A 14646-nucleotide genomic window follows, 5' to 3' on the forward strand; every position below is an offset into this window, starting at 1 on the left:
CTTCACTCTATCTCCATCAACCTCTTCGCCTCAAAATACAACACTTGAATAAACTTCTTCGTATTAATTCGCGTATGACCAGAAGATGCGAGTTCATCTTTCGTCATTTCTGTCATACGTTTTCTAACTACGGTGAAATCGAAAAATTTTGGAGCATAGCTTTCAAATTTTGGATTTGAAAAGTCTGTTAATCCTAAAGAAGCCAAATGATTTAACGACTGATAAATAGCTCGACGTACTCTTTGTTCAGACGCTTTTTTCTCTTTATCAATATCCGCATCTAAAGCTAAATCCCCTAGCTTCCTTATCGTAATATGATGAAAAATTTCTTTTAACGCAGGAAAGCCAAACTCAAATGTCTGTGCCTTTTCTTGACCATATAAATATTCCAGCATACTAAGTAAATCTTTACTTCCATTCTCTCCCGCAATACCGAGTTCTGATAGTAAAAAGCGCCCTAAATCTCCTATCTTTTTTCCTTCTTGCACTGGTTCAGTACGCAATTGCGGTTTTTCCCACTGAAACACGTTATTTAATGATTTTTGAATATCATGTATAGAACGCTCCAATCTAATACGCTCCATCACTTTGCGTACAACAGATACAACTTCGATTTTGTTTAATGGTTTTGTAATATAATATTCTACACCAAGTGTATATGCCTCACCTATAAGCTGCTTCGATTCCACTTGAGAAATCATAATGATTTTCCCAGTGAAAGTTGACGCAATGTGACGAACTGTTTCAATTCCGTCCCTCATCGGCATCAACAAATCAATAAATAAAATATCTACTTTTTTAAAATTTAGTTGATCCGCTTCAATAAAAGCTCCGTCATCCGCCTCACCAATTACTTCTCCAAGGTCTCCATCTTCAATAATTTGCGAAAGCATCGAACGGAAAACTTCATCATCGTCTACGATATAATAAAACAAATCTATTCCCCTTCCCGCTTTAAACTATCCTCTGGTAAACAAACGATAAACTTACATCCTCTTTTATTTTCTCGGTCTTCTAATCTCACTTCTCCGCCTAGCTCTGTTACCATTTCATTTATATAAGAAAGCCCAATACCAGTTGACGGTGTTCCCGTTTGATCATACTTGGAAGTAAATCCTGGCTTAAATACTAATTTCTTATACTTTTGTTCAATACCAGGTCCATCGTCAATTACTTCAAAAAATATATGTTGCTCTCTTTTATATAGCTTAATAATAACGACACCTTTATCTTCAATTGCTTCAACTGCATTCGAAACTAAGTTATTAAAGATTGATAGAACTGTATACACGTGGTATGCAGCATGCTCACCTTCTATATGTTTAGAAAAACGTATATCCTTTTCTAGCATTTCGGCATACTTCTCGTTTATTCTAACAATCAGTTCTGCTAACTCATGTCCTTCTACATATTCAGCCACATTTTTATCTAATAACAGTTTAGATAACCCTGCAAATATCCTTTGATTATCCTTTTTTATTTCATGCACTTCCCCTGCTATTTTCAATGCTGTTTTACTACTTGAATCAGCGCTTACTTGTAAATTTCGATATAGTTGATATGCTTCTTGTGTAATTAACTCCGCATTTTGTAACGTCTTTTTCAAATGAACAGATTCTACATATAAATTAGAAAGATGCATTAACATATTTTCATTTTCTTTTCGAACTTGCGATTCTTTTAATTTCGTTTCATATAAATTCATCATATTTAAAAAACCAAGTGCAAAGAAACTACGAAAAATAGCAATAATGATGAGTTTATTTACTTCAGAAATCGTTATTGTTGTACCTAGTACTAACATGTGATAAAACGCAAGTTCTGACATACTTGCAACAATTTCAATTGAAATTCCAAGGCATCCAATAATGATTGGTTTCTGATGGAACTTATTTACCCTGCAAAGCGAAAAAAGACTGCCATAAATAAAATAATAGAAGAACACAGGATAACGCAAATAAAATGATTCTGTCATATGAAATGAACCTTGCATAATCCAGTCAAGGCATACTCGGAATAAGACTACAGATATACCAACAAGAATACCTGCAACTCCTGCTGGTACTCTTCTTAAAAATAATAATAAAAAGAAGAATAGCGGTGTACCGAAGCTAACTCGAAACGTATCATTAAAGGGATGAAAGTTCAGCTCCCCAGCAATCGGAACAACGACCATTAATATAATTAAAAGGGACATATCTTTCTTCCATAATTGATTCCAATTCAAAGGTGACACTTCCTATACTTTTTTTCAGTAGTAAAAGCGAAAGCCCGCTTATTGTTATAAACGGGCTTTTTTTCTATATTCTAACCTTTTCTACCGCTTTTATTTGGCGATACTCTGGCTTCCACATTGCTTCTTTCACTGCCATCTTAATATCGTTATCACTTAAGTTCACTCTTGCAACACCTTCTGCAACTGCAACTTTAGCTACTTCAATTGCAACCATTTCTGAGATATTACGTAATTCTTCGACCTCTGGTAAAATAGGTGCTCCTGGCTGACTTGTATCTACCATACTTGCAACTGCTTCAGCAGCTGCTGCGAACATTCCATCCGTCATGACGCTTGCTCGTACTACAATTGTTCCAAGACCAAGCCCTGGGAAAATAAGTGCATTATTTGATTGTCCAATCACATACGTTACACCGTTATATGTAACTGGTTCAAATGGACTTCCTGTTGCAACTAACGCTCTTCCTTCTGTCCACTCGATTAAATCTGCTGGTTTTGCTTCAGCAAGTGGCGTCGGATTCGACATTGGTAAAATGATTGGTCTTTCTACGTGAGAAGCCATTTCTTTAATAATCTCTTCTTTAAATGCACCTGCAACAGTAGATGTACCAATTAAAATTGTCGGTTTTACATATTTCACAACTTCAGCAAGTCCGATCACATCATTTTGCTTCCACTCACTTACTTCTGCTTCTTTTCTTGCGTACGGAATTTGGAAATCAAGAAGATCTTCCATATTATTTGTAACTAACCCGTTACGATCAATACACCAGAAACGCTTATATGATTCTTCTTCAGATACGCCTACGCGGACCATCGCATCTCTAACTTGATCTGCGATACCGATTCCAGCCGTACCAGCACCAAATACAACAACACGGTGTTCACTTAGCGGTACACCAGAAGCTTTCACTGCCGATAATACTGCCGCAAGTGAAACTGCACCTGTACCTTGAATATCATCATTAAACGTACAAACATCATGACGATATTTATCTAAAATTTTTCGTGCGTTACGAGAGCTAAAGTCTTCCCAATGTAAAAGTGCTTTCGGGAATTGTTTGTTTACCGCTTGTACAAACGTATCAATAAATTCATCGTAAGCTTCACCTGTTATACGAGGGTGACGATTTCCAATATAAAATGGATTGTTTAATAGCTCCTCACGGTTTGTACCTACATCTAAAATTACCGGTAATACACGACTAGGATCGATTCCAACTGCAGCAGTGTAAACAGCTAATTTTCCGATTGCGATGTTAATACCACCAACGCCCCAGTCACCAATTCCTAATATACCTTCTCCATCTGTTACAACGACTAAATCAATGTTCTCAGCTGTTGCACCGATATTCGTAAATGCTTCTTCGATACCTGATGGATCGTTAATTGATAAATAAACACCACGTGGTTTACGATATTCATGACTATATCTTTGAATTGCTACACCGACAGTTGGTGTATATACAATCGGTAACATTTCACGTAAATGATCTGTTAATATACGATAAAATAATACTTCATTTCGATCATGTAACGCAGTTAAGTATACATTCTTTAATAAATCATCCGGCTGAGAACTAAATTGTTCGTATGCTCGGCGTGCTTGTTCTTCTAATGTTAAAACTGCTGGCGGTAATAACCCTTTTAAACCTAATTCTTCTCTCTCTTCTTGCGTGAAAGCTACCCCTTTATTTAAAAGTGGTGTTGATAATACTTCTGCTCCTCTTAATGTTGTTTCTAATGCACCATTAGAAGCTACTGTAAACTTGCTCATAACATCCCTACCTCTATTCATATATAGCATTTCTATATTGTAAACAAAAAAGAGGGGATTGTCCCCCTCTTCTTTTAATTTTTCTTTAAAAGAGTTGCTCCTGCAATCCCTGGGTGTGTCATTTCGAATGGATCTAGAATTAACTCTAAGTCTTCTTGTGACAATACACCATTTTTCACACAAAGTTCTCGAACGGATTGGCCTGTTGCAATTGCTTCTTTCGCAACGCGAGCTGCTGCTTCATAACCGATATGAGGGTTCACGGCTGTAATAATTCCTACACTTTTCTCAACATACTCTTTTAAGCGATCTTCATTCGCTTCAATTCCTTTTAAGCAATTATCTGTAAAGGCACGGAAACCGTTATTCATAATGCTAATCGATTGAAGTAAGTTGAAAACAAGTACTGGTTCCATAACGTTTAATTCTAATTGTCCTGCTTCTGAAGCAAGGCAAATTGTATGGTCATTACCAATTACTTGGAACGCAATTTGGTTAATAACTTCTGGCATAACAGGGTTTACTTTCCCTGGCATAATAGAAGAACCTGGTTGACGAGCTGGTAACATAATTTCAGCTAAACCAACACGTGGACCTGATGCCATTAAGCGAAGGTCGTTCGCAATTTTAGACATATTCATCATACATACTTTCAGTGCTGCTGATACTTCTGTGTATGCATCCGTATTTTGCGTTGCATCTACTAAGTCTTCTGCACCAACAAGTGGCAGTTCACTAATTGCAGCTAAATGTTTTACAACTGCTTCAATATATTCTGGATCTGCATTTAAGCCTGTACCAACTGCAGTTGCCCCCATATTTACTTCATATAAATGTTGACGCGATTGTTGAATTCGTTTCATATCACGCTCAAGTACGCGAGAGTATGCTTTAAACTCTTGTCCAAGACGAATTGGCACCGCATCTTGTAAATGTGTACGCCCCATTTTAATAACATGGTCAAACTGTTCTGCTTTTAATTCAAATACATCATGCATATAACCCATCGTTTGTAATAAGCCTTCTAATGCATTTAACGTTGCGATATGAATCGCCGTTGGGAATGCATCATTTGTTGATTGGGCCATATTTACATGGCTATTTGGACTAATATAATGATAGTCTCCCTTTTCCATTCCTAATAATTCAAGAGCACGATTGGCAATGACTTCATTTGCGTTCATATTCATTGAAGTACCTGCTCCGCCTTGAATTGGATCGACGATGAAATGATCATGCCATTTTCCATCAAGAATTTCTTGAGCAGCTTCTGCGATCACGCCACCCTTGTTCAATTCCAATCTTCCTACATCTGTATTAGCAAGCGCTGCTGCTTTTTTTACAATTGCGAACGCTCTAATTAAACCTTCATGGATTTTGTATCCTGTAATTGGGAAGTTTTCAACTGCACGCATTGTTTGTACGCCGTAGTATGCATAGTTTGGTACTTCTTTCTCACCTAAAAAATCTTTTTCAATTCGAATACCATTTTTAACTTCAGTTAATGTTGCCATGATTATTCACTCCTTAACGATTTCTTATGCTGCTTTTGTTTCTTTGACTGTTTCTACATATTGTTTTGCTTTCTCATTATCGAATTCGCCTTCCCACTTTGACATAACAATGGCCGCTAATGCATTTCCTAATACATTGACAGATGAGCGAATCATATCTAAAATGCGGTCAATTCCCGCAATTAACGCGATACCTTCTAGTGGTAACCCCATTGAACCTAACGTTGCTAATACAACAACGAACGATGCACCTGGAACTCCCGCCATACCTTTGGATGTTAACATGAGAACGAATAATAACGTTATTTGCTCCGTTAGTGACATGTGTACACCGTACATTTGTGCAACAAACAATGCCGCTAACGCTTGATAAATAGCCGATCCAGTCAAGTTAAATGTATAACCTGTCGGAATTACGAAAGAGGCAACTGCCTTTGGACAACCGAACTCTTCCATTTTTCTCATTATATTAGGTAAAACAGCTTCTGAACTTGCTGTCGTAAATGAAAGAATTAGTTCTTCTTTTAAAATTTTCATTAATGTAAAAATGTTTACGCCAACCATTCGTGCATTAATACCTAATACAATCACAACGAATAGTATAACAGTTACGTATACAGCTAGCACTAGTTTTCCTAAAGGAAGTAGTGTTGCTACACCAAATTTTGCAACCGTAACCGCAATTAAGGCGAATACACCAAATGGTGCAAATTTCATGACTTGATTTGTAACCCAAAACATCGCTTCGAGTACACCTTCAAAGAAGTTAAAGACAGGCTTTCCTTTTTCCCCAATTGCCGCAACTCCTAAACCGAATAATACTGAGAAGAATATAATCGGTAATAGGTCACCTTGTGCAATCGATTCAAATACGTTTTTCGGTACAATGTGAACAATTGTCTCAGCAAAACCTTTCTTCTCTGTTGCATCTGCTGTTTGTTTATAAGAAGAAATATCACTTTGCTGTAAATTACTCATATCAACACCAGTACCTGGTTGGAATATATTCGCTGCAAGTAATCCCATTAAAATAGCAATCGTTGTAATAATTTCAAAATAAAGAATTGTCTTACCACCCAGTTTCCCAAGCTTCTTCATATCTCCTACACCAGCTACTGCAACAATTAATGCTGAAATAACAATTGGTACTACAATCATCTTAATTAAGTGAATAAATATATCCCCAATTGGTGTGATATAAGAAATCGCCGTTTTATTGCCATAAAAGACTGCCCCTACTACAATCCCTAAAACAAGCGCGACAAAAATTTGTGTTGCCAATCCGAATTTTTTCATTTATGTTCATCCCCTTCATGCGAACGCTTTCAATTTGAATTTATAAAAGCTACTCACACATCTTATAAGCGAACCTACAAAATCATACAAAAACCTACAAGTTCGTCACAAAAAATTCAAATATTTTTCTTCTTTTTTTCATTGACACCATTTTGTTAAAAAACGATAAAATAAACTTGATAAGTAATCAGATTGTTTCGTATAATCAAAAAGATATATACTTAAAACAAATTAAAATGAAAAGGAGTGGATGGTATGAAAAGTTACGTGAAAAAATTCGTCCTATCTTCTTCTTTTCTTTTTCATTTTCTTAAAAAGGAACAAAGGCATTCGCCTTTGTTCCTTTTTTATTGCGATCTATATAGGGGGAATTGTTATGAGGTCATATAAACGTGTCTTAATTAAATTAAGCGGCGGTGCACTTGCCGATCAAACTGGAAATAGCTTTAACTCCAAACGATTAGAACATATCGCAAACGAAATTTTATCCATTGTTGATTTGGATATCGAAGTATCCATCGTCATCGGTGGCGGTAACATTTTTAGGGGGCATCTAGCTGAAGAGTGGGGAATTGATCGCGTAGAAGCTGATAATATCGGTACACTAGGTACAATCATTAACAGCTTAATGCTTCGCGGTGTTTTAACAAGTAAAACAAATAGAGAAGTACGCGTTATGACGTCCATTCCATTCAATGCAGTAGCTGAACCATACATTCGCTTGCGTGCAGTCCACCATTTAGATAACGGCTATATCGTTATCTTTGGAGGCGGAAACGGGCAACCGTTCGTGACGACAGATTATCCAAGCGTACAAAGAGCTATTGAAATGAATAGCGATGCCATATTAGTCGCAAAACAAGGTGTCGATGGCGTCTTTACAAGTGATCCAAAGCATAATAAATCAGCAAAAATGTACACCAAACTAAACTATAATGATGTTGTTAGACAAAATATACAAGTCATGGATCAAGCAGCATTACTGCTTGCCCGGGACTACAATTTACCAGCACATGTCTTTAACTTTGATGAGCCTGGAGTGATGAAACGAATTTGTTTAGGGGAGCATGTAGGGACGTTGATTAATGATGATGCTTCATTGCTTGTGCATGAAAAGTAATTAGTTCTCATAAAAAAGGGGTGTCTATAAAAGACCCCCTTTTCTTTAAACTTTATAAATAAAAATCCACCAAACTCGCAAATTTCTCCTTACAACGCTCCCAAAAAGATAACTTCTCAAAAAACTCTTTCGTCATTACTTTCGAATCACGAAAATCCTCTGTTAACACTGTATTAACTTGCGCTACAATAGGACCACCATGAATATAAAAATTCATTTCATCATTTATATTAAAGCTACGCGAAGTAAAGTTTGTTGTGCCAATAACGGTTAATTCATTATCAATAAGCATTAATTTGCCATGGAACATTCCTTTTTTATACCCATATACAGTAATCCCATTATTAACAGCTTGACGTATGTATGGATACGCCGCTTCTTTTATAAGAGGTAGATCTGGTTTATATGACCAAAGTATTTTTACTGTAACACCACGCTTTTGCGCTGCGATTAAAGCATTCATTGATTCTTCATTTTTCGCTATAAAATACGGCGTTGCAATTACAATGGAGTGATGAGCTTGTTTTATAAGATCTAAATATTTTTCAGCGACGTGATGCCCATTATAACTAACCATAGTATGTAATGTATTCCCTTTACTAGCTTTATTCGTACTTCTCTTTATATCTTCTTTCGTATCTCGTTTCCAATCTAAAGCAAATTGTTCCTCTAAATCTTTTGCACCTTCCCCTTTTACCCGTACATGATAATCTCTCCAGTACCCAAAGTGTTTATCTTTCCCTAAGTACTCATCTCCTATATTAAAACCACCTGTATAACCAATCTCTCCATCAATTGTTGTAATTCGGCGATGATTACGATGATGAAGGGAATAAAACCCGAATGGTAATTCCTGTTTTCTACTATATGTAAAATGCACACCATTTTTCTGTAATTCTTTTTTCATCTTTCTTTCAAATGATAAATCGTTAAGTAAATCGACAGATAAATATACGTTTACTCCTTCTCTTGCCTTTTCTTTTAATAAGTTTAAAAAAGTATGACTGCTTTTATCATCCGATAAAATAAAAAAATAAGTGTAAATAGATTGTTTCGCTTCTTTTATATCAGTAAATAACTGTTTATAAAATGACTTTCCTTCTACATATAATTGAAAATCACTATAATGAGGTGCATACTCTGTTGGCATGTTTTTCCCAGTTTCCATTTTCCTACCTAAAGTAACATCAATATGCATACAAATTAAAATAAAAGCGAAAATAGCAATAATAATAGAAGTAACTCGTAATATTTTTTTAATCATTTTGATTTCCTTCCGCTCATTTTTCTTTCCACCCTTCTATTTTGGCATTCAAATTCAGATTTCATGCTTCATACAAAAAAGGATGTGACTTAACGTCACACCCTTTTCATATTAAACAAAGTTTCTCGCATCATTATTTCTTCCAAACTTATAAATAGCAATTAAGAAGAATGCTACCGCAAAGGCGAATAAGATTAAAATGTTTACATACAACTCTGAAAATGGGATTACTTGCTGTAGTTTTGCTATCGTGTCTAGCAACCAACGCTGCGGAAGGAAATCAGCTACTTTTTGTACCGCTTTTGGCATAATGTCATATGGAAAATAACATCCGGCAAGTAAACAAGTTGGTACAATGACCAGATTTTGCATCGTATTTGCCGATGCTGAGTTTTTCGAAAAAGCAACAAGAACTAATGATATTCCAATCGCTATTAAAGCAAATAGCATGAGTACGCCAATCATCACTATGAAAGGCATATTGATATTCGTATGAAAAACATTCGTTAGGAATAGGGTTGTAATTAGAATTTGTACTGTTAGCATCATCATATTTACTCCGACATTAGATAATATAAATCTCTTCCCATCTATCGGTGTTGATAAGAGTCTAAAGTACGTTCTATTTTCTTTTTCTTTTAAAATAGAACCTGATAAGTTCGCTGCTGAAAACAGCATAAACATAATAAGGTAACCCATCGTTTGGTTTGTCATATCTTTATTTTTCGAAGTATCTTCTAGCGTTTCAGTTTTCATCTTAAATGCACTTTTTTGATACCCTGCGTACATAGTATCAAATGTACTTTGATCTGTTCCTGCTACTTTACTAATAGCTGCTACATTATCAATATAGTTATATAAATATGATTTTATAAATACTGTTACTTGATCACCTTTAATCGATGCAATCTCGATATGATTAGGTTTCCCTTCTCGAACACTTTTTGAAAAACCAGAATGTAATGTAATAACTCCATCAAGTTTTTTGGAAGTGAGTTTATCTTCTACTTCCGACTCCTTAACCTTACTCACTTTCACATGATTTAATCCTTCTAAGAACTTTATCGTATCATTTGCTATCAGCTCATTTTCCTTATTTACAATCCCGATATTTAACGTGCCTTGCCCCGCATTTCCGTATATCGAAAAAGAGATGAGTGTTCCGATTATCGGCAAACTAATAATAATGAATAACCCTTTTTTATTTTTCAAAAGGACAGATAGCGTTTTTTGTATGAGCCATAAAATATCTTTCATACTATAGCCCCTCCCGTCTACGTAATGCAATAATTGCAATTAATAAAAAGAGTGCTGAAATCCCAAGATTTAAACATATTACTGGCAGTGTCGCTCCTACATCGTTTGCATAAATAATTTTCATGACAGCTGTGTTTGCCCACGTTAATGGTGATAAGTTCGTAACTAAATTTTCTTCTACTACGAAGTATGCACCACCAAAAATAGAAGCTAACTGTATAACAACAAGAATAATTGCTCTCGATGATTCAGCTGTTTTCGTAATATACCCGATCCCTAAACCGAAGCTAATTGCTAGAAAGACTTGTGTTAATAAAATAATAAATATGATTCCAAGGTGGTCGCCCCAATTCGCTTGAAATACAAATTTACTAAATAACATGACAAGTAATACGCAAAGGGCGTTCGCTACTAGGCTACCAAGTACTTTTCCAATAAATATTTCAGCTTTACTTATAGGTGCAGCAATGAGACGATCTCCTGTTTTACGTATGCGTTCTCCTCGGATTAAAGAACTCGCTCCCATTGCAGCATATAATGCAATCATCGTTGTCATTACAACCGCATAGTAATCCATGGAACCTGGTTTTTTCGTAGCTTGTAAGGATGTTTCTTTTATATAATCATTATGATTTCCGTTTGAAATAACTGTGCTCACCTTAGTAGGATCTACTTTTGCAACTTCGGCCGCTACATTGTACTTATCAACAAATGTTGTAAGCATTCCTTCCACAATACTCCCCTCAATACTACTTTTGTCACTTCCGTACAATTTTGCACCATCTTTATTTAACTCTACATAAACAGCATATTTATTTTGCTTCACTTCTTCTTTCCCATCTATACCTTCGGAAGCTTTTTTAAAATGAATACCCGATTTATCGACTTCTTTCGTAAATGCTTCGAACGATTGAGAAAATGTGCTACTCGCTTCATCTTTGTAGAGCACTTGTATATCTTTAATCGCTTGACTATCGCTATCAAATGCATTCGTTAACGCTGTTCCTAACACAAGCATAAGTACAACCGGAAATGCTAACATAAAAACTAAAGTTCTTACGTCTCTGAAATCTCTTTTAATATGCATAACTGCAATATTGAAGATGTTCAATTGATGAACCTCCCTTTACCTTTTCTTCATTTACTTTTTATTTATCTCGTAAGTTTCTTCCAGTCAACGTAAGAAATACAGTTTCTAAATTCGGTGCCTGCTCTTCTAACGAACGAATTTCAATATCGTGATTAATGAAATGCTGAATAATTTTATTTAAATTATTTAATCCTGCATCCGAGTTTACCTTGATTACGTTCTCTTCAATTTGAACAGCTTTCACACCGTTTATCTCTTTTAATTTTTCTACATCTAAATTCTCTACCGATTTCACTTCAATCCAAATATCTTTCGTGTCAATAATAATCGATTTTAGTTGTTCTTTCGTACCTTCTGCAATCACTTTACCGTGATCTACAATCGCTATTTTCGTACAAATCTCTTCTACCTCTTCCATGTAGTGACTCGTATAAATAATCGTGCTTCCCATTTCATTTAACTTCCGGACAGACTGAAGAATATAGTTTCTTGACTGTGGATCAATTCCAACTGTCGGTTCATCCATAATAATTAACTTCGGTCTATGTGCAATTGCACAAGCAATATTCAGTCTTCGCTTCATCCCACCAGAAAAGTTCTTCGGATAGCTTTTCTGTTTATCACTAAGTCCTACAAATTGAAGAGCTTCCTCTACCCTAGCTTTTAATTCGGCTCCTCGTAATCCATACAATCCAGCAAAGAATTTCACATTTTCATAGGCAGTTAACTCTTCATAAATCGCAATATCTTGCGGAACGATTCCGATATTCATTTTTGCAAATCGATTATGTTTCTTTATATTTTTTCCTAGTATGCTAATTTCGCCTTCATTACTTCTTAACAAACCAGCAATCATATTTATCGTTGTACTCTTACCAGCACCATTTGATCCTAAAAAGCCAAATATTTCTCCTTCTTTAATAGATAAAGACATATTATCAACTGCGATAAAATCACCAAACTTTTTCGTTAAATTTTTAATTTCTAATGTATTCATCATTTCACCCCTATTTCGGTTTCTCTGCTATTAGTATAAACAAAAAGAATGAACCTGCTCAGTGCAGAAGTTCATTCTTTTCACATGAGATTATTCACTTTTTTCATATGAGATGGTTCATCTTCGTCCCATTCTCTTATATCGGCAACAACATCGTCACTAAAAAACCACTTGTTCCATCTACAATAATTTTTCCGTTTACAGACGCTGTTCGCTCCTCCATCCCCATAATACCGAGACCTTTCTTAACAAGGGCTGCGCCTTTTCCGTTATCCTTCACTTGCACCTTAACCATCTTGTTAAGTACATGAATATCTATAGAAATAACTGTCGCATCAGCATATTTCATCGCATTTGTTAATGCCTCTGTAACATTTTCACCAATAATTTTCCACTGAATGGGAGAAATCATATCTAAGTTTCCCTTATATACGAAAGGAATGTTTACATCATGCTTACTAGCAAACTCCTCTATGAATAATTTCATACGGTGAATGCCAATTTGCTCAGTTGGTGGCTTCATATTTTTTAATGTAATGCGAATACTTTCAATTCCATCTTTTGAAATGTGAATTGCATTTTGTAATAACTCCGCAGATTTTTCTTTATCTATCCCCATTAATCTCTTTGCTGCTTCCATTTGAATTAATGCGCCTGTCATCGAGTGACCAATTTTATCATGAATTTCTTGTGATAATCGATTTCTCTCTTCTAACTTAAATGTGTATTCTGATTGTCTTATGTACTCTTTATTTTCATGTAAGCTTTTCGTAAGTCGTTGCATATCTTTTCGCATCTTATCATTTTGCGATTCAAGCTTTACTACACGTGATATATATCGATCTGCCATAGTTAAAACGAGAAAAGAAAATGCAACAATTAATCCATAAGTCATTCGAATACTTTCATCTGTAATTGTAATTGGAAGCATCATAATAACAAAGTGTGACCAATTCTTGTCTATGTAATGGAATGTAATTTCGTATAAATTCAAAGGTAAAAACAAAATAAAAAACGGATGAACCCTCCATGTTAATAACATAACTACACTAATTGAAATACAAATCAATATTTTTTTGTACGTATCTTTTTTTAATATAGAGATTAGCACGTTTACAGAAAGATATAAAAGCAAAGCAAATATAACCCATGGTAAGTTCGTAACATTTGAATGTATGTAACTGAACACAATATATATAAAGACAATTAATTTACTTACAGTTAACCAAAATTCCATATCATTAATCTACTTTCCCTGTTAAGTAGTAAATCGCAATTTGTGTGCGATGTTCAAGTCCCGTTTTCCCTAAAACTGATGTAATATAATTTGCGATTGTTCCTTCAGATATAAAAAGCTGTTTCGAAATTTCTTTATTTGAGAAACCTTTTGCAATTAATGCGATAATACTAAGCTCTCTTTCAGTAAAAAGACTTTTATCTATTTTACATTCTTCCTCTTTACTTTCCATTAAATTGGACTTAATTTTATCGAGAACTACATCTTGCATAACAGTTTGGCCGTTATATACTCCTTTTATTGCATCACGAATACGCTCCGGATCGTTATTTTTTAATAAATAACCTTTCGCACCGTTTTTTACTGCATCCAAAATATATTCATCATCATCAAACGTCGTTAAAATAAGCGGTTTTGTTTTCGTCTCTTCACAAATGAACTTCGTCGCCTCTACACCGTTCATATTTGGCATACGAACATCTAAAAGAGCAATATCAACTTCATGCTTTTTACAATATGCTACAGCTTCTTCCCCATCATTTACAGTATCTACTACTTCAAACTCTTCGTATGTATTTAAAATAATTTTCATGCCCTCTCTAATAAAAGAGTTATCATCTGCTATTAATATTTTAATTTTCATGTTTGTTAGTATGAATCTTTCCCTACTAACATTCACATCCTTTCTCCGTATAACATTTCCTACTTGCTCATTATATACTTCTCTTTACCATTTTTTCACACCTTTTTTCATCTAGCTCTTCTGCAAAAAATATATTATTCTTTTTTTACAAAATGTGTAGGGTGACTTATCATTCTTTACGTCTATATAATAGAATGCGTCAAAAAGGAGGGAGA

General features: G+C 35.0%; 12 protein-coding genes. 1 reads left to right on the forward strand and 11 read right to left on the reverse strand.

The features are described 5' to 3' along the window. Positions 1–2 precede the first annotated feature (2 nt). The 5 genes from F3I02_RS05410 to F3I02_RS05430 form a co-directional block, all read right to left on the reverse strand. Positions 3–935, reverse strand: a complete 933-nt coding sequence (locus F3I02_RS05410; protein WP_000500301.1) for a response regulator — start codon at positions 933–935, stop codon at positions 3–5. A gap of 2 nt (positions 936–937) precedes the next feature. Then, positions 938–2236, reverse strand: coding sequence for a sensor histidine kinase (locus tag F3I02_RS05415; RefSeq protein ID WP_196477723.1), 1299 nt, complete (start codon positions 2234–2236; stop codon positions 938–940). Positions 2237–2300: 64 nt separating this feature from the next. Continuing rightward, positions 2301–4013, reverse strand: coding sequence for an oxaloacetate-decarboxylating malate dehydrogenase (gene malS / locus F3I02_RS05420; RefSeq protein ID WP_002163923.1), 1713 nt, complete (start codon positions 4011–4013; stop codon positions 2301–2303). A gap of 74 nt (positions 4014–4087) precedes the next feature. Further along, on the reverse strand, positions 4088–5527 hold the full coding sequence (aspA, locus tag F3I02_RS05425; protein ID WP_131249741.1) for an aspartate ammonia-lyase: 1440 nt from the start codon (positions 5525–5527) through the stop codon (positions 4088–4090). Positions 5528–5551: 24 nt separating this feature from the next. Then, positions 5552–6823: a cation:dicarboxylate symporter family transporter gene (locus tag F3I02_RS05430; protein WP_000713293.1), complete on the reverse strand. Its 1272-nt coding sequence runs from the start codon at positions 6821–6823 to the stop codon at positions 5552–5554. 376 nt (positions 6824–7199) lie between these two features. Here F3I02_RS05430 and pyrH point away from each other — a divergent pair, with 376 nt between their 5' ends. Then, a complete protein-coding gene (pyrH, locus tag F3I02_RS05435; RefSeq protein ID WP_196477724.1) occupies positions 7200–7943 on the forward strand; it encodes a UMP kinase in 744 nt (247 codons plus the stop codon). A gap of 52 nt (positions 7944–7995) precedes the next feature. On the opposite strand, the gene F3I02_RS05440 is transcribed toward pyrH, so the two are convergent. From F3I02_RS05440 to F3I02_RS05465, 6 genes are all read right to left on the reverse strand, one after another. Further along, the gene (locus F3I02_RS05440) at positions 7996–9207 is read right to left on the reverse strand and encodes a phospholipase D-like domain-containing protein (RefSeq protein WP_196477725.1); all 1212 of its coding nucleotides are present in this window, start codon (positions 9205–9207) and stop codon (positions 7996–7998) included. Positions 9208–9318: 111 nt separating this feature from the next. Beyond that, on the reverse strand, positions 9319–10464 hold the full coding sequence (locus tag F3I02_RS05445) for an ABC transporter permease (RefSeq protein WP_196477726.1): 1146 nt from the start codon (positions 10462–10464) through the stop codon (positions 9319–9321). A gap of 1 nt (position 10465) precedes the next feature. Then, entirely contained in the window at positions 10466–11575 is a 1110-nt protein-coding gene (locus F3I02_RS05450) for an ABC transporter permease (RefSeq protein ID WP_001020192.1), read from the reverse strand. A gap of 37 nt (positions 11576–11612) precedes the next feature. Further along, positions 11613–12551, reverse strand: a complete 939-nt coding sequence (locus F3I02_RS05455) for an ABC transporter ATP-binding protein (protein ID WP_196477727.1) — start codon at positions 12549–12551, stop codon at positions 11613–11615. A gap of 136 nt (positions 12552–12687) precedes the next feature. Then, a complete protein-coding gene (locus tag F3I02_RS05460; RefSeq protein ID WP_000397657.1) occupies positions 12688–13788 on the reverse strand; it encodes a sensor histidine kinase in 1101 nt (366 codons plus the stop codon). Between the two features lie 4 nt (positions 13789–13792). Then, positions 13793–14431: a response regulator transcription factor gene (locus tag F3I02_RS05465; RefSeq protein ID WP_000694093.1), complete on the reverse strand. Its 639-nt coding sequence runs from the start codon at positions 14429–14431 to the stop codon at positions 13793–13795. Positions 14432–14646 lie beyond the last annotated feature (215 nt).

It is taken from the genome of Bacillus sp. SRB3LM (assembly GCF_015712745.1).
GTDB classification, from domain to species: domain Bacteria; phylum Bacillota; class Bacilli; order Bacillales; family Bacillaceae_G; genus Bacillus_A; species Bacillus_A thuringiensis_K.